This is a genomic window from Raineyella sp. LH-20 (assembly GCF_033110965.1).
Classification (GTDB): Bacteria; Actinomycetota; Actinomycetes; order Propionibacteriales; family Propionibacteriaceae; genus Raineyella.
In genome coordinates, this window is record NZ_CP137003.1 from 2,019,021 (window position 1) to 2,034,819 (window position 15,799).

A 15,799-nucleotide genomic window follows, 5' to 3' on the forward strand; every position below is an offset into this window, starting at 1 on the left:
TCGGGGTGTGGGACTGACGGGAGTGATCATCGCTGTGGTGGCCGTGGCATGGCTGGCCTTCGGCGTGCCGCAATTCCTGTCCGTCCCCCGCTCGGTCGACGAGGAGGTGCGAGATCCCGCCGAACAGATCGGCGGTGCCGTACGCATCCTCCGCTCCCGCGACGACTCTCGCGACGGTGAGGCCTCCGCCGCCGGCCGGGAGGCCGGGGTGGCGGGATCCCCGGGACCGGCCTCGGTGCCCCTGGTGGGGGCCGACGGGGAACAGTTCGCCCGTGCCGAGATCTCCACCCGGTTCACCCGGCACGCCGAGCTGAGCCGGCTGCGACGGATCGACCACGCCGCCGTACGGATCCGCCGCCGGGCGGTGTTCGGACTGGCCGTGGTCGACCTGCTGCTGATCGTCGGCTGCCTGGTCCTCAGGTGGCCGTGGGGCTGGTTCATCGGTGCCGGGGCGCTGTTGGTGCTCGGTTTCGTCGCCCTGCGGGTGAGCGTGGTGTTGGTGGACCGGGAGCTGGACCGCCGGATCGCCGAGCTGCGGACCGGCAACCAGGAACGGACCCTCGCCATCAGCCGCGAGGAGCTGCGCGCCGCCGGTGCGGCCGCCGAGCCGGGCTCGGACGCCTCGCGCACCTCGCGGGACGTGGTGTCGGTGCGGCAGCCGCTGTTCGACGACCTGCCGCGCCGCGACGTGGCGCCCTCGTTGTGGGAGCCGCTGCCGGTGACCGCCCCGACGTACGTCCAGCGGCCGATCGCGGCCCGCAGCGTACGGACGATCGACCTGGCCAGCCCCGACCTCAACGCGGCGATGGACAAGGCCCAGGGCGACCTTCCGGTGACCGCCGACGGCCAGGGCCAGCGGGACGGAGCGCGTGTCGATCGGGCGTCCCGGAGGCCCAAGCTGCGCGCTGTGGGGGAGTGACCCGCCGGTTTTGGGGACGCGGCGATCGGGTGCTAGAGTTCCAGTCCTGTCGGGGCACTCCGGTGTCCGCCTGACAAGGGGCATTGGCGCAGTTGGTAGCGCGTCTCGTTCGCAATGAGAAGGTCAGGGGTTCGAATCCCCTATGCTCCACCGATAGTTCGCCTTCGGGTGACGTCTTCCCTGGTCATCGACATATCTGTGCGCGGGTTGTAATAGGCGTCTTCAGGTGTCGGGTGATCCGTGCGTGGTGTCGACTGGCCGGGCCGTCTTGGCCGAACTGACCGTCGCGTGTCGTCCTGGGCAAGGTGAGCCGTGTGTGGGTCGGTCGGCAACTGGGGACGTACACGGTTGTCACTGATCATCGGCATGTAGTGCAGGGTCGGCCCCGGGGTCGTGCCGTGGTCGAGCATTGTCAGTGGGCGCCGATAGAGTTCGTGACATCGGAGCGTAAAGAGGGGTGCCATGGCGCTGGTCACGTCCTTGGCGGGTCGGGTCCGGAACACGAGCCTGTCGAAGAGCCACTCCCTCCTGCCGCTGTCGCTGACTTCACATCGAAGATGGTTGACAGGTGTGAGTATGCGAAGTTACATCCGACCCACGAGGGCCTCGGCTACTTCGGCTTCAACGAACCAGCCAAGGCACACATCGAGGTGATGAGCTACGATCGTCTTGTCAACGCGACCACTGAGCGGAACAGGGACCATCTCTGGGTGGACATGCTCAACACTTCCGCTACCCGGCGCATCGGTCAGGTGATCGGGCCGGACCTCGGCATACAACCGCACCGCCCGTTCCCTCAACTCAGGCGGATACCTCCGCGACGTGTCTTCTCGCATGACTCCATCCTTCCCAAAGTCTGGAGTCTCCGGACACACTGGGAGGATTCACAGTGGGCTTGGGCTCCTTCGGTGCGGCCCCTGGGCAAGGAACCGTCAAGCACCGGTAGGATGGGCCAACGATGACTACCTGAACGGCGAAGGAGAGTTGAGCATGGCACGATCAGACTTGCTCCTCGCTCTCGTTCAGTCCGGCGCAGGCGGTGATGACTTGGCATTTCGTCGCGCGGCAGAGGCATTGATCGCCGAGGAAGAGAACAAAAAGCATAATGTGCTCGCTTCGCAACTCACGGAGGCTCTCCGGCGAAAGAAGCCAGGTGCAGGTGCAACCATTACTTCGCTCGCGCGCAATGATGCCATGCGCGGATTGTTCTATGAACAAGAACCGCAGCGTCGGCTGGCTGAACTTGTCCTGCCAGTTGAGGCGCGCCAGACCGTGATCCAGTTCATTGAAGAGCATCACCGGCGTGACCTTCTGCGCAGTCACGGCGTCGAGCCTCGACATCGCCTTCTGTTCGTTGGTCCGCCCGGTGGTGGGAAGACTTCTCTTGCGGAAGCTGTAGCAACCGAGCTAGCTGTTCCTCTCCTTAGCGTCAGGTATGAGGGCCTAATTGGCAGTTTTCTTGGCGAGACTGCCGCTCGCATGGAAGCACTCTTCGATGCAGTGCGCATACGTCCGTGCGTTCTCTTCTTTGACGAATTCGATGTCGTGGCAAAAGAGCGCGGCGACACGCACGAAACCGGGGAGATCAAGCGTGTTGTCAGTTCACTGTTGCTTCAGGTAGATCGGTTGCCGAGTCACGTCATTGTCGTTGCCGCGACCAACCATGCGGAACTCTTGGATCGCGCAGTCTGGCGACGCATGCAACTTCGTCTCGAACTGCCGTACCCAACGAGAGCCGGAAAAGTGGAGTGGTTGCAGGCGTGGTCGACGCGAACCGGCGTTGATCTCGGGCTGTCTCCACGCACTATTGCTGACCGACTGGGGCGCGTTAGCTTCGCTGAGCTTGAAGAGTTTGCGCTCGACGTTCAGCGTCGTTCGATCTTGTCAGGACCGGAGCCCGATTCTTTGGCAGTGGTTCAGCAACTATTGATGCAGTGGTCTAGCCGAGCCGCTGTTAGCGAGGAGTGACGATGCCGGATGAACGGGTCTCGAAGACGAGACCCGTAATATTTGGACGGATCGTCGATTCTAAACCCATACCGGCGCGTCGTGGCGGAGGGGGCCGAGCGCAGTTCTCAAACCCTGATGAGCGATTTCGTAGGATTGATGCGCGCTTCGATGAGGCATCGGCTGCCCTTGGAGACCAGGTCCGGCTTGTTGAGTCGATCCATGCTGCCGACCCCCAACTTGTCCTTGTTTTTGAAGCCCTCGATGAGCAGATCGACCTGAGTGGGGTGGTAGAGAAGCTCGGCGTTGAGATTCTTATGGAGGCAGAAGACGCGATCGAGCCGTCAGATGAGTTTCAACTCCGCAGTGACAAGCCGAGGAACCCGTTCATCGCTTCGTGTCTGCACGCGGTCTGCACTGATCAGAAGACATTCGGCAGCCTCCTATCACTCTGGCGGACCTGGAAGACAACGCAGCACCTCCCACATGGTTACTCGAAGTTGCGCGACCTCTTTGCGCACCTAAAGGACGTCCGTCCTTGGGGACCTCAGGACAGGCTGGGTTCCATCAACTGGGATGACTACTTCGCGGGGCACATCGATGACCGACTCCACAGCGTTGAGATCGAGCTATGGTACCGCCGCAGTTCTGAGAAGCGGCAACAGAGCCAGCAGGAAGTCGCGACGCTGATCGAGACGGCGGGCGGGCACATCACCACGAGCGCCATTGTTGATCAAGTCGGCTACCACGGATTGAAGTGTATGGTGCCGACTCAGATGCTCCGCGATCTTGCAGCAGGTGACCACGAGGCGGTTCGTCTGGTCAGATCTGCGCACGTGATGTACCTGCGGATCGTAGGACAGTCATTACCAGTTGTTGCACCACCGATCGAGTCGCAGGGATCCGTGGGGGCGCCATTGCCCGACGGTGACCCAGTGCTATGCCTTCTCGATGGGGTTCCGGCCGCGAACCACCCACTCTTGCAGGACCGTGTAGTTGTGTTTGACCCTGACGACTTGGCGAACCTCGCCACCGTCGAGGAACTCCGACACGGGACTTGGATGTCCTCTGTTGCGGTCTGGGGAGATCTTGCGGGAAATGAAGGAGTCGCTCGTCGTCCAGTCCTGGTCCGACCTGTACTCACTCCTGCAAATGACACGATCAACCGAGACGAGGAGCTTCCTCCGAGTGAACTTGTGCCAGACCTCATGTGGCGCACCTTCCGAGAGCTTTTCGACGGTACTGAGAGTCAGCCTGCTGCCGCTCCAAGCATTACAGTTGTAAACATATCGATCGGTGATCCGGCTGCGCCGTTTGACACCATCATGTCTTCTTGGGCGCGCATTATTGACTGGCTCAGCTACGAGTACGGCGTACTGGTCATCGTGTCGGCTGGCAATCATCCTTATCTCGAGCTCAGCCCGGCGACGTCAGCTGACATCACTCGAGCGGTCGGCAGCGACCGTCGCCTAGCGACCCTCGAAGCAGTGTACCGACGGCAGAACCAGCGCCGCTTACTTGCGCCTGCCGAATCTGTCAATGCGGTTAGCGTGGGTGCGATTCACGGCGATGAGTCCCTTGCCGTTCCGCAGGGCTATGCCATCGATCCAGCCGATGGGTTGCCTTCTATCAGCCCGATCTCTCCAAGCGGTAGCGGGTACCGCCGAAGTATCAAGCCGGATCTTGCCGCCAATGGTGGCCGCGTGTTCTTCCGCGAAGGCATCACACCACAGGACGCCATCACCTTCGCCGGTCTCAGCTCCATTGGTCCTGGAATTAGGGTCGCGACACCGGCTCAGTTCCAAGAGACCCACATTGCTGGTACTAGTCCGGCAGCTGCACTCATGTCACGGAGAGCGGCGAGGCTCCATGATGTGGTGGAGCAGATAACAGCAGGAGAACCGCTAACGCGCAGGCAACGAGCGTCGGCGATCAAAGCACTCCTGGTCCATGGCACTTCAGTGCCTGACAACGCCGTGCACGCACCGCTGGCGCGCGAGGTCGCATTCGGGAACGGTGCAGCTGTGCGAGACCTGGCGGATGGATGCGCCACCAATGAGGCTGTCATTCTATATGTGGGGTCGATCGGTGCCAACGAGGAACAGGAGTTACTCTTCCCTCTGCCAGATGGCCTGAGCGTGCGTGAGACTAAGCGCATCGATGCAACCTTGGTCTGGCTCACACCTGTCAACTGGCGGCATCGGCAGTACCGAAGGGCAGCTCTTTCCTTCGTGAAACCGGCCGGTTCGATCCCAGCGTTGGGAACGCCCAATGGAGTTTCGTCGGACGCATCTATGCGTGGAGCGACGACGGTGCAGCATCAGTCGTGGGAATTCGAGAAGGCACTAGCCTCAGGGCAAGGTTCGAACATGGCTGTCCGCGTCAAGTGCTACGAACAGGCGGGTGGTCTACTTGGCGAGCGCATTGACTTTGCAGTCGCTCTGTCGCTCTGGGTCGCGCCAGCCCTGAACATTGATGTCTACAGCCAGGTGAGGGCCCAGGTTGAGACTCGGGTAGCGATTCGCCCACAGCAGTGAGGCCGGGCGCGTCCGCACCTGGCGATACTTGCCACCTCGGACTGTCACGAAGACAGCTCTGTCGCACTTCGGTGGTGGGCTACGACGCTCAACTTCAGTTCACCCCTCGTTGGGATGCCGGGCGCAAACTCACTCTGCGTTCGAGGAGGCGGGTTCTGACGGTTGCCGCGTTAACGTCGAATCTGGCTCCGATGCGTGCCAGCGACATTCCGCTTTGGTGCAGGCTGACGGCTTGGTCGATCTGCTCCCTGCTGAGGCCCTGTTTCCGGAGCTGCACACCCGCGCGCTTGAGTGCGTCGGAGATGCCGACGCGGTTGTAGCCGTGCTCGGTGGCGAGCTCGCTCAGGGTGGCGCCACCCTGGTAGTCGGCGATCATGGCGGCCAGCTCATCGGCGCGCAGGTCCCGGATGTTCCGGCTGGCCGGTGTACGGGCAGGCCTGGTAGCTGGGGTGTTGGGTGCCGGCAGCTTGGCGATGAGGCGCTCCAAGTCGCTGGCGAGCGTCTTCATGCTGACCCCCGTTGTGTAATAGGTTCCAGCAGCGCCCACCGATAGTTGTTCCCGCCGTGTCGTAGGCCGGCTTCCGGTCGCGATCCTCTTATCTACGCAGGCGCACCCGGCCTTGCGCCCTTTCGACGCGCACAATGGCTGATCGACGTAGCTGCCCGAGCGCGTGGTTCGTTGCGTCGGGGGCGATCAACCGACCGGTGTCATGGTGACCGTGGTCAGTTGCGTGACACCTCATCCGTGATGAGGACGTCCCCGGCCGCGGTCACGGGTTCTGGAGTGCGCCCGTCCGGGGACGGCCTGTCGGGCGCTGCTGCTGTGCGCGCGGGGCGGGCCGCCCCGAACACCACGCCGGCGGCCACCAGAGCGGCCCCGACCACTTCGGCGGCAGTGATGCGCTCTCCCAGGGTGATCCAGGAGGCGACGATGCCGAAGCCGGGCACCAGCATCGAGAACGGTGAGACCACCCCGGCCGGATGCCGTGTCAGCAGCCAGGTCCAGATCCCCGACCCGACGACGGTGCCGAGGATGACGGTGTAGGCGAGACCCGCGAGTGCCCCGGCGGCGTCCATCGACAGCGCGCCGGCCAGGGATCGTACGATCCGATCCGGCCCTTCAGTGACCAGTGACAGGGCCAGCATCGGCACCGGCGGCACCACCGACATCCACAGCGTGAGGTGGAGGGGTCTCGGGGCACCCGCGCGGCGGCTGCAGATGTTGCCGAACGCCCAGCCGAGCGCGCCGGCGAGGGTGAGCAGGAACGGGACGAGGGCCGCGCCGCCGGTGCGACTCCAGCCGACGACGGCCAGACCCGCCATCGCCACCAGGGTGCCGATCACCGCGCGGCGGCCCACCCGCTCCCGAAGGAGGACTGCACCGAGCAGCACGGTGAACGGCGCGGAAGACTGCAGCACGAGGGAGGCGAGTCCGGCGGGCATCCCGGTGGCCATCCCCCAGTAGAGGAAGAGGAACTGCAGGGTGCCGAAACCGAGGCCGTAGCCCACCAGCCAGCGGACCGGCACCCTGGGACGCGGGACGAACAGGATCGTCGGGATCGCGATGAGGGTGAACCGGATCGCGACGAGCAGGAACGGTGGGAAGTGGGTCAGCGAGACGTGGATCGCGACGAAGTTGATGCCCCAGATCAGAGCGACGAGGGTGGCCAGGAGTTTGTGGTGGAGGGGCATGTCGCCATCCTGGTGGCCCTGACCCTGTAGCACAACTGACAGTTTGTGAAGCAAGTATGTAGGCTTCCTTCATGGAATTGCGCCATCTGGAGCTGTTGCGGGACCTGGCGCACTACGGCAGCGTCACGGCGGTCGCGCGGGCGACGTTCCGTACGCCGTCGGCGGTCTCCCAGCAGCTCAGGACCGCGCAACGCGACCTCGGTGTGTCGCTCGTCGAGCCGGCCGGTCGGGGGATCCGGCTGACCGAGGCCGGTCGTGTCCTCGCCGAGGGCGGCACCGACGTCGCGGCGGCCATCGAACGGGTCCAGGCCAGGTGGGACACCTTCCGCAACGACCTGACCGGCACGGTGTCCGTCGCCGCCCTGCCGTCGGCCGCCACCTTCCTGATCGGACCCGTGCTGCAGGCCCTGACCGCCACCGGGATCGAGCTCACGCTGCACGACCACGATGTCGCGGAGGCCGATTTCGCCACCCTGGCCGCCGACGTCGACATCGTGATCGGCCACAGTCTCACCGGGGAGCGGCCCGCCGGCACCGAGGGGCTGCTGGTCGCCAGCCTGGCCCGCGAGCCGCTCGATGTCGCGATGGGCGTACGCCACCGACTGGCCGGACAGCCCCGGGTCAGGCCGGAGGATGTCCTCGACAGCGACTGGATCGGCGTCCCGGTCGGCTACCCGTTCGACACCGTACGCCTCGCGATCGAGAGCGTCGCCGGGACGCGGCTGCGGATCCGGCAGCGGCTACGGGACAACCGGCTGATCGAGACCCTGGTCGCCTCGAGCGACTGCCTGGCCATCCTGCCGCGGTTCACCACCCCGACCGGCGACGGGCTCGTGCTGCGCGAACTCGAGGGGGTGCCGGCGACCCGCTTCATCTCGGCCATCCTGCGGCCGGACAAGGCGGAACGTCGCGCAGTCCGCCACGTCCTCGACCAGCTGCGGCGGGTGGGGGCCGAGCGCAGCGGCCCGGTCGGCTGGTCGTGACGCCAGGCCGGAGGCTCACCCGGGCGGCTCAGCGCGGCGACGGAAGGCGGCCATCGCCACGCTGAGCTGACGATCTCGACCGTCACGACCGGCCCGTCAGAAGTCCGTCCCCTTGATGTAGCTGCGTGTCACGTTCAGTGGCACCACCTTGTCGGGCCGCATCATCTCGTTGTCCTCGTGGTCGATGATGTGGCAGTGCCAGACGTACCCCTCGTTGCCGGAGGGGTCGAACGGGAAGGCGGCTGCGGCCCCGGTGCTCCCGACCGGGGCGCTGTTCGGCGACCACCGGACGATGAAGCGGGTCACCTGGCCGGGGCGGGTCATCACGGTGTCCTTCCACCCCGCTTCGTACGACTGCGGCGGCACCGCCGCCCCGACCAGATAGGGCCCGACATCGGGGTTGCCGCCGAGGGTGCTCCCGACCGTCACCTTCGTCGGCGTGGAGGTCTTGGTCTTCGGGTCGTACACGTTCCCCTGCCCGGTCACGTAGTCCGCGGGCGGGCCGTACCCGCCGATGAACACCCCGGGCGGGTAGGGCAGACCCGTCGCGGGATCGATCGCCGTGCTGCCGGGAAAGAGCAGTGAGTACGCGGCCAGGTAGGCCTTGGCATTGAGGACTTGGCGATTCATCAACTGGAACTGCACCAGGTGCAGATGGATCGGATGGGCGTCGGCGGTGAGGTTGATGATCTCCCACAGTTCGGTCGTGCCCTCCTTCGGTGCCTCCGAGACCTGGAGGTGCAGCAGCGGGTCGCCCGCGGGAAAGTCGGTCCGCAGGCCTCCGTCGGGACCGTCTGGGAACTTGTCCACAGCGACCGACAGGCCGGTCCACTTGGTGTTGTTCACCAGCGCCTCGAACGGGCCCTTGGGTCCGGCCACCTCATTGAGGGTCAGCTGGCGGGTGACCGCCGGGGTGACGCCCGTCGCGGGCGTGCCGGTGACCGGGTCGACCAGTCGGACGATCGCGCTGCGCGGCCGCAGCGAGCCTCCGCCGGCGGGGTCGTAACCGGTGTCGGTCGGGACCTGAGCGGAGACCCGGAACTGCATCACCCTGCCCGTGGTGCTCGTCGGGGTGGCCCCACCGTCGGGATAGGGCACCGGCGCGGTGTTGCGCAGTTGCAGCGTGTTGAGCGGGAAGGTCACCCCTTTTGCGGCGAGCAATTGCCGCCAGGTGGCGTCATTGAAATCGATGATGACGTCGTAGCGCTCGCCCGGCATGATCAGCAGGCTCTTCGGCACTGCCTTGTTCGTCGAGTTGGGATCGATCAGCGCGGGCCGGTCGAGATAACCACCGTCGGTGCCGATGACCCACATCCGCGGGCCGCGCACCCCGCTGGCCGAGTCGACCAGGGAAAGGTCGTACGTGCGGGCGTTGGAGCCGTTCAAGAACAGGAAGCGGTGCCGCTTGCCGTCGACCGCCTTGTAGGGCCAGACCTTCCCGTTCACGGTGATGGTGTCGCCGACGAACTCCGGCATCCAGTACGGGTGCAGCGCCGGGTTCATCCCGACGTTCGGGAAGAACAGTTGGCCGTTGACGTCGAACATCCGGTCCTGGATGACCAGGGGGATGGTGGCCTGCGCACCGGTCAACGGTGAGCCGGTGCCGATCCCGTACGGGGCGAGCCCCGGCGGCAGCCAGTCCGGCAAAGGATTGCCGAGGGCGTCGGTGTCCCGGTCACGCAGCAGGTAGGCCCCGGCGATGCCGGCGTACACATTCAGGCGAGTGGCGCCCAGGGCGTGGTCGTGGAACCAGATACTGGCCGCTTCCTGGGCGTTGGGATAGCGGTACACGCAGTGTGTGCCCGTAGCGTCCACTCCGTAGGCCGCGGGCCCTTGGTGGTGACCGTCGCTGGTGAACCAGGCGTCGGGTCCACCGTCGAGCCACGGCGGCACCTCGCCGCCGTGCAGGTGGGTCACCGCGGGGACCGGACCGGTGTAGTGGTTGGCACTCGGCCCTTGGGTCAACGGGTCGGCCCAGTGCAGCGTCTGATCGGTCCAGTTGTGCCACCCGACGCCCTGCGCGGTCTGCGACCTGGGCAGATTGTTGGTGAAGGACACCTGGGTGGGGGTGCCGCGCTGGGTCAGGACGACCGGTCCGAGATAGCTGCCGGATCCCGGGGCGACGATGCTGGTCGCACCGCTGGGCCGGTAGCCCCATACGTACGTGCCGGTGCTGGCGTACAGGCCGTTCGCTCCCGCGAAACCTGTCGGCAGCATCTGCCAGGTGAACTCGCTCATCGACAGTGACACGTCCTGGGTGCCGTCGACGAGGGTGAGACTGGGGACTGGGTCGATGAACTGAGGGATCTTGTTGCCCGCCAAGGGCTGAGTGACCGTGAGCGCGGCGTACGCTCCGGGTCCCTCCAAGAAGGTGAGTCGAGCGCTCAGGAAGAGGCCCATGGCCCCCGCGCTTCCGAGAACGAATTGGCGCCGCGAAATGGCTCCAGGCATCGCGATTTCCCCCTTGAATCCGAACCTGCGAAATGGGATCGGAGACCGCATCGGCGCGCCCGAGACGCGGCTCTTGGATCGAAAGTCTAAACTCGACGTGACAAAGGTCACAAGATCCTCATAGGTCGAATGATGGCTGCGGCACAGGCTTCCGTGGGCCCGCTGGGTCCGCAGACTCGGCCATTCCCATCGCCTCCCGCGTGCTGCCCGGCTCCCGCAAGTCCTCACCCAGTACGCACCCATCGCGAATCCCCGGACGGTGGCGTGATCTGTCGATGGTCGCGTCGACGTCGAATCCGGCGCCGATGCGTGCCGGCGACATGCCTCTGGAGCACACCGGCCGACGCCTACGCTGAGGGCATGTCTTGTGCCATGCCGGATCCCTGTGCACGCCGATGAGGCTGTTGCTGGTCGCCTGGGGATCCCGGGGTGATGTGGTGCCACTGGTGAATCTCGGCCGCGGCCTGGCTGCGGCGGGGCATCGTGTCACGGTTGCCGCGGCGTCCGACCTAGTCCACCTCGCCGACGAGGCCGGGCTCGAGTCCAGGCCGTTTCCGATCGTGCTCGGCGGCGGGGGCGATGACCCCGTGGTCGCCCGGTGGCTCGCGGGTGCCAACGGTCAGCGCGAGGAGATCCGACTCATGCGCGCCGCCATGGACCACTTCGCGCCGATCCTCGCCGAAGGGCTCGCGGCCGCGGTGGACGATGCGGACGCGGTCGTGTCGGGCGTCATCAGCACCGCCGGTCTCGCCGGTTGGTCCCGGCGGGCCGGGCGTCCGCTGGTGGCGGCCACCATGTTTCCCCAACTGCCGACCGCCTCGGCCGATGCGACGCTCTACCCCGTACGACCGGGATGGTCGCGGGCCAACCGGATGGCCGGCCGGCTTCAGCTCGCGTTCACGCACACCCTGTTCGGTCGTCCGGCTGCGGCGGTGCAGCGTCGGCTGGGACTCCCGCTCACGGGGCGACGAGGATACCTGGACGCGATCCGCACCACCCCGACCCTGATCGGTGTGAGCCCGCTGCTGGTGCCTCCGCCCTCGGATTGGCCGGCTCACGTGCGCGTCACCGGTGCCTGGCGCACCGAGCTGCCGACCGGTTTCGAGCCCGACGGTCGGCTGGTGGAGTTCCTCAGCGCCGGCCCGCCGCGATCTATCTCGGCTTCGGGTCCATGCCCAGCCTCGACGCCGCCCGGCTTCGCGCGCTGGTGAGGGAAGCCGTGGCTCGCGCGGGCGTCCGCGCGGTGATCGGAGGCGTCCTCCATCAGGGCGACGAGGCGGTGTCGGCGGTGACGGACACCGCTGTCAGCATCGCCCCGACCCCGTTCGGTTGGCTGCTGCCGCGCACCGCCGGCGTCGTCGCTCATGGTGGCGCCGGCACGACCGACGCTGCCCTCGCCGCCGGCGTCCCGCTCGCCGTGGTGCCGCACATGGGCGACCAGTTCTACTGGGGACGGCGGGTCCACGACCTGGGTGTCGGCCCCGCGCCGCTCCCGCGCCGTGACCTGAGCGTCGATGCCCTGGCCGACCGACTGGAGGCGCTGGCTGACCCTGACCTGCGAGATCGGGCGCGGATGCTCGGCCGGCAGTTACGTGTCGAGGACGGCGTGAGCTCCGCGGTCGAGGTCATCGACGAACTCGTTCGCACTCCGGCATAGCTGCGGCCAGCACCACGACTCGCAGGCGTGCGGTCTCCCCCTCGGGGCGACAGAGACTCAGCTGTCCGCAGGCACACCCTGCAGGACATGCACCACCGGGGCAAGCTCGGGCTGCTCCGTCGCCTTCGCCAGTACGCGTTCCAGCGTCTCGTCGTGCACCGGGCGGGCCCGTTCGTAGAGTTCCCGGCCACTCGGGGTCAGCTCGGTGTAGATGCCGCGGCGGTCGTCGGCGCAGAGGATCCGGGTGAGCAGTCCGCGGTCCTCCAGGCGCGTCACCAGCCGGGTCGTGGCGCTCGGGCTCAGCGCCGTGGCGCGGGCGAGCTGGCGCATCCGCATGTGCCAACCGTCCTGGCGGCTCAGCGCATCCAGCACCGTGTACTCGACGACCGAGAGCTGTACCGAGGCGCTCAGCGCCTGCTCCAGCTCGGCCTCGATGAGGTTGTGGAGCGCCGCCAGGGTGCGCCATCCACGGGCGCGGATCTCCACGGCGTCGTCGGCGATGCCCATGCTGCCTCCAGATAGTTGTTTGCGCTGACTAGTTGCGTGTGCAATGATGATTGTCGTCACCGCAATAACCAGCGTGTGCAACGATTCTAGCAGAGAGACCGGACCGTCACCATGCCATTGGGACTCATCGCGCTCGCTATCGGAGCGTTCGGCATCGGACTCACCGAGTTCGTCATCATGGGCCTGCTTCCCGAGGTCGCGAGCGGCTTCGGCGTCAGCGAGGCCACCGCGGGCTGGCTCATCTCCGGCTATGCCCTGAGCGTCGTGGTCGGGGCGCTGGGCCTGACCGCCGCCACCTCGCGCTGGCCGCGCAAGAAGGTGCTGCTCGGCCTCGTCGTCCTGTTCATCCTGGGCAACACGCTCACCGCGCTGTCGCCGGACTTCAGGGTCGCGCTGCTCGGCCGCGTCCTCGCGGCGCTGTGCCACGGGGCCTTCTTCGGCATCGGCTCCGTGTTGGCCGCCGACCTCGTCGCGCCCGAGAAGAAGGGGAGTGCGATCGCCCTGATGTTCACCGGCCTCACTGCGGCCAACGTGCTCGGCGTGCCCTTCGGCACCTTCCTCGGGCAGCAGTACGGCTGGCGTGCCACCTTCTGGGCCATCGCCGCGATCGGCGTCCTCGCGTTCGCCGGGATCGCCGCCCTGGTGCCGGCCACGTCCGCCGACAGCACCGCGGTGAGCCTGCGCCGCGAACTCGGGGCCTTCCGGTCGAGCCAGGTCTGGTACTCGCTGATCGTGACCGTGCTGGCGTACGGCGGCATGTTCGGGGCCTTCACCTACATCGCCTACACCCTGACCGGGGTCTCGGGCTTCGATGCCTCGGCCGTGCCGTGGCTGCTCGTGCTCTTCGGTGCCGGCCTCGTCGTGGGCAACTGGGCCGGTGGCCGGCTCGCGGATCGCTCGATCGACGCAACCCTGGTCGGATTCGTCACCGCGCTCGTCGTCGTCCTCGTCCTCTTCGGCCTGCTGGCCGGCTCCCAGATCGCCACGATCGTGCTGCTGGTCGCGATGGGCGGCTTCGGCTTCGGCACCGTGCCAGGGCTGCAGAGCCGCATCATGCGCTACGCCGGCGGCGCACCCACCCTGGCCTCCGGTGCCAACATCGGCGCCTTCAACGTCGGCAACGCCCTCGGCGCCTGGGCCGGCGGGGTCGGCATCGCCGCGGGTCTCGGCTACACCGCCCCGATCTGGATCGGAGCCGTCATCACCGTCGCTGCGCTCGTCGTGATGATCCTCGCGGCCTCGGCGGCGCGGCGTACGACGCCGACCCCCGCCCCGGTGCTGGTCGATGTGGCCGGCTGACCGCTCAGCCCTGAACAATCCCTCTGCCACGCGCAGGAATCCATCCCTCTGACAAGGAGAACACCATGACCATCCCCACCATCGCCCTCAACAACGGCGTCGAGATGCCCCGGCTCGGCTTCGGCGTCTTCCAGGTGCCGGATGAGGAGACCACCGCGGCTGTCACGGCCGCCCTGGAGGCCGGCTACCGCAGCATCGACACGGCCGCGATCTACGGCAACGAGGCCGGCGTCGGCCGGGCCCTCGCCGCCTCCGGCCTCACCCGCGACGAGGTCTTCGTGACCTCGAAGCTGTGGATCACCGACTTCGGCCACGACGCGGTGCTGCGCGGTTACGACGCCACCCTGGAGCGTCTCGGCCTGGACCACCTCGACCTCTTCCTGCTGCACTGGCCGGCCCCCACGCAGGACCTCTATGCGGAGAGCTGGCGCGCGCTGGAGGAGCTCTATGCCGACGGCCGCGTACGGGCCATCGGCGTCTCCAACTTCGAGCCGGAGCACCTGGCGCGGATCACCCGGGACGGCGGTGTCGTGCCCGCGGTGAACCAGGTCGAGCTGCACCCCGCCCTGCAGAACCGTACGGTCGTGGCCGCGAACCAGGCGCTCGGCATCGTCACCGAGGCCTGGAGCCCGCTGGCCCAGGGGGCGGTGCTCGGCGAGGCGGCGATCACCGCGATCGCTGAGCGGCACGTCCGGACCCCGGCCCAGGTGGTGCTGCGCTGGCACTTGCAGCAGGGGCGCGTGGTGATCCCGAAGTCGGTGCGCCCGGCCCGGATCGCCGAGAACCTCGACGTCTTCGGCTTCGAACTCTCCGCCGACGAGCTCGCGGCGATCGACGCCCTGGAGCGCGATGGGCGCACCGGCCCGCACCCGGCGTCCTTCAACGGCTGAACGGCCGAGACGTCGGTGCGGGCCCGAGCCGCAGTCCCGCGGCTCGGGCCCACCGCCCTCGGTGGAGGTCCGTACACTCGAGGCATCGACCTCGATGCCTCCTCGCCGTCGGCGCGGCCCCATCTCGACCTGCTCCGCCGGACCGGGTCGGTCTTCGCCGAGGACGAACTCTCCGCACTCGCCGCCGCTGCGGCGGACGCCGACGACCTGACCGTCCTGGTGGCCAGTCGGGCGGAAGGGGTCCCGATCGAGGTGCTCGTCGGGTACGCCCGCTTCGGTGAGCTGCGGATCGCCGTCGCCCCGGGCGTCTTCGTTCCTCGCCACCGCACCGAGTACCTCGTCGAGCGGGCCGGCCGTCGGGTGCGACCGGGGGACACGGTGCTGGATCTGGGCTGCGGCACCGGGGCCGTCGGTGCGTTGATCGGTCACCGGGTGCCCGGCCTGGCGCTCACGGCCATGGACGCGGACCCGGTGGCGGTGGCGTGTGCCCGGGGGAACCTGCCGCCGTCGGCCCGGGTCGTCTGCGGGGACTCACCGGCGCTGCTGGCGCCGGCCCGGTTCCGGGTGATCGTGGCCAACCTGCCGTACGTTCCGAGCAGCCGGATCGCCTACCTGCCACATGACGCCCGGGACTGGGAGCCACTGCAGGCGCTGGACGGGGGCCCCGACGGGCTGGACCCGTTGCGCCGGGTGGCGCCCGATCTGCCGGCCCGGCTGGTGCCCGGCGGCTGGTTCCTGCTCGAACTCGCCGCCGACCAGGTGGAGACGGCACGTACGGTCCTGACGGCGGCCGGCTTCGCCGCGTCCGCGGTCGGCGTGGCCGACGACGGTGAGACCTGGGTGCTCGAAGCGCAACGGTGATCCGGGACACGTCTTGATAATCAGCATCTGTGATGGTATCCATAAGTCCACGTACA

General features: G+C 67.2%; 14 protein-coding genes and 1 tRNA gene. 10 read left to right on the plus strand and 5 right to left on the minus strand.

Annotated elements, in window-relative coordinates:
- Positions 1–7: 7 nt before the first annotated feature.
- Positions 8–919, plus strand: coding sequence for a hypothetical protein (locus R0146_RS08735; protein ID WP_317688789.1), 912 nt, complete (start codon positions 8–10; stop codon positions 917–919).
- Between the two features lie 77 nt (positions 920–996).
- Positions 997–1,069, plus strand: a tRNA-Ala gene (locus R0146_RS08740).
- Positions 1,070–1,918: 849 nt separating this feature from the next.
- Here the strand turns inward: R0146_RS08740 and R0146_RS08745 are convergent.
- A complete protein-coding gene (locus tag R0146_RS08745) occupies positions 1,919–2,242 on the minus strand; it encodes a hypothetical protein (protein WP_317692447.1) in 324 nt (107 codons plus the stop codon).
- On the opposite strand from R0146_RS08745, the gene R0146_RS08750 reads away from it, so the two are divergent.
- Positions 2,192–2,887 carry an AAA family ATPase gene (locus R0146_RS08750; RefSeq protein WP_317692357.1) on the plus strand — a complete coding sequence of 232 codons (696 nt, stop codon included), beginning with the start codon at positions 2,192–2,194 and terminating at the stop codon, positions 2,885–2,887. The genes R0146_RS08745 and R0146_RS08750 overlap by 51 nt on opposite strands.
- A gap of 2 nt (positions 2,888–2,889) precedes the next feature.
- The gene (locus tag R0146_RS08755; protein ID WP_317688791.1) at positions 2,890–5,403 is read left to right on the plus strand and encodes a S8 family peptidase; all 2,514 of its coding nucleotides are present in this window, start codon (positions 2,890–2,892) and stop codon (positions 5,401–5,403) included.
- A gap of 94 nt (positions 5,404–5,497) precedes the next feature.
- On the opposite strand, the gene R0146_RS08760 is transcribed toward R0146_RS08755, so the two are convergent.
- Complete coding sequence (locus R0146_RS08760; RefSeq protein WP_317688792.1) at positions 5,498–5,911, minus strand: hypothetical protein; 414 nt, start codon at positions 5,909–5,911, stop codon at positions 5,498–5,500.
- A 215-nt stretch (positions 5,912–6,126) separates the two neighbouring features.
- Positions 6,127–7,095, minus strand: a complete 969-nt coding sequence (locus tag R0146_RS08765) for an EamA family transporter (RefSeq protein ID WP_317688794.1) — start codon at positions 7,093–7,095, stop codon at positions 6,127–6,129.
- A gap of 71 nt (positions 7,096–7,166) precedes the next feature.
- On the opposite strand from R0146_RS08765, the gene R0146_RS08770 reads away from it, so the two are divergent.
- A complete protein-coding gene (locus R0146_RS08770; protein WP_317688795.1) occupies positions 7,167–8,078 on the plus strand; it encodes a LysR family transcriptional regulator in 912 nt (303 codons plus the stop codon).
- Positions 8,079–8,174: 96 nt separating this feature from the next.
- On the opposite strand, the gene R0146_RS08775 is transcribed toward R0146_RS08770, so the two are convergent.
- Complete coding sequence (locus tag R0146_RS08775; RefSeq protein ID WP_317688797.1) at positions 8,175–10,445, minus strand: multicopper oxidase family protein; 2,271 nt, start codon at positions 10,443–10,445, stop codon at positions 8,175–8,177.
- A 725-nt stretch (positions 10,446–11,170) separates the two neighbouring features.
- On the opposite strand from R0146_RS08775, the gene R0146_RS08780 reads away from it, so the two are divergent.
- Both R0146_RS08780 and R0146_RS08785 read left to right on the plus strand, forming a co-directional pair.
- Positions 11,171–11,740, plus strand: a complete 570-nt coding sequence (locus R0146_RS08780) for a hypothetical protein (RefSeq protein ID WP_317688799.1) — start codon at positions 11,171–11,173, stop codon at positions 11,738–11,740.
- Positions 11,701–12,186: a glycosyltransferase gene (locus R0146_RS08785; protein WP_317688801.1), complete on the plus strand. Its 486-nt coding sequence runs from the start codon at positions 11,701–11,703 to the stop codon at positions 12,184–12,186. Before R0146_RS08780 ends, R0146_RS08785 begins: the two co-directional genes overlap by 40 nt.
- A 57-nt stretch (positions 12,187–12,243) precedes the next feature.
- Here the strand turns inward: R0146_RS08785 and R0146_RS08790 are convergent, their stop codons facing one another.
- Positions 12,244–12,693, minus strand: coding sequence for a MarR family winged helix-turn-helix transcriptional regulator (locus R0146_RS08790; RefSeq protein WP_317688803.1), 450 nt, complete (start codon positions 12,691–12,693; stop codon positions 12,244–12,246).
- Positions 12,694–12,804: 111 nt separating this feature from the next.
- Between R0146_RS08790 and R0146_RS08795 the strand changes: the two genes are divergently transcribed.
- From R0146_RS08795 to R0146_RS08805, 3 genes are all read left to right on the plus strand, one after another.
- Positions 12,805–13,992, plus strand: a complete 1,188-nt coding sequence (locus R0146_RS08795; protein ID WP_317688806.1) for an MFS transporter — start codon at positions 12,805–12,807, stop codon at positions 13,990–13,992.
- A gap of 65 nt (positions 13,993–14,057) precedes the next feature.
- Positions 14,058–14,882, plus strand: a complete 825-nt coding sequence (locus tag R0146_RS08800) for an aldo/keto reductase (protein WP_317688808.1) — start codon at positions 14,058–14,060, stop codon at positions 14,880–14,882.
- A 15-nt stretch (positions 14,883–14,897) separates the two neighbouring features.
- On the plus strand, positions 14,898–15,743 hold the full coding sequence (locus tag R0146_RS08805; RefSeq protein WP_317688810.1) for a N5-glutamine methyltransferase family protein: 846 nt from the start codon (positions 14,898–14,900) through the stop codon (positions 15,741–15,743).
- Positions 15,744–15,799 lie beyond the last annotated feature (56 nt).

Coding starts and splice junctions, on each gene's coding strand:
- R0146_RS08755 (WP_317688791.1), top strand. CDS start 2,890: ATGCCGGATGAACGGGTCTCGAAGACGAGACCCGTAATATTTGGACGG.
- R0146_RS08760 (WP_317688792.1), bottom strand. CDS start 5,911: ATGAAGACGCTCGCCAGCGACTTGGAGCGCCTCATCGCCAAGCTGCCG.
- R0146_RS08765 (WP_317688794.1), bottom strand. CDS start 7,095: ATGCCCCTCCACCACAAACTCCTGGCCACCCTCGTCGCTCTGATCTGG.
- R0146_RS08770 (WP_317688795.1), top strand. CDS start 7,167: ATGGAATTGCGCCATCTGGAGCTGTTGCGGGACCTGGCGCACTACGGC.
- R0146_RS08780 (WP_317688799.1), top strand. CDS start 11,171: ATGCGCGCCGCCATGGACCACTTCGCGCCGATCCTCGCCGAAGGGCTC.
- R0146_RS08785 (WP_317688801.1), top strand. CDS start 11,701: ATGCCCAGCCTCGACGCCGCCCGGCTTCGCGCGCTGGTGAGGGAAGCC.
- R0146_RS08790 (WP_317688803.1), bottom strand. CDS start 12,693: ATGGGCATCGCCGACGACGCCGTGGAGATCCGCGCCCGTGGATGGCGC.
- R0146_RS08795 (WP_317688806.1), top strand. CDS start 12,805: ATGCCATTGGGACTCATCGCGCTCGCTATCGGAGCGTTCGGCATCGGA.
- R0146_RS08800 (WP_317688808.1), top strand. CDS start 14,058: ATGACCATCCCCACCATCGCCCTCAACAACGGCGTCGAGATGCCCCGG.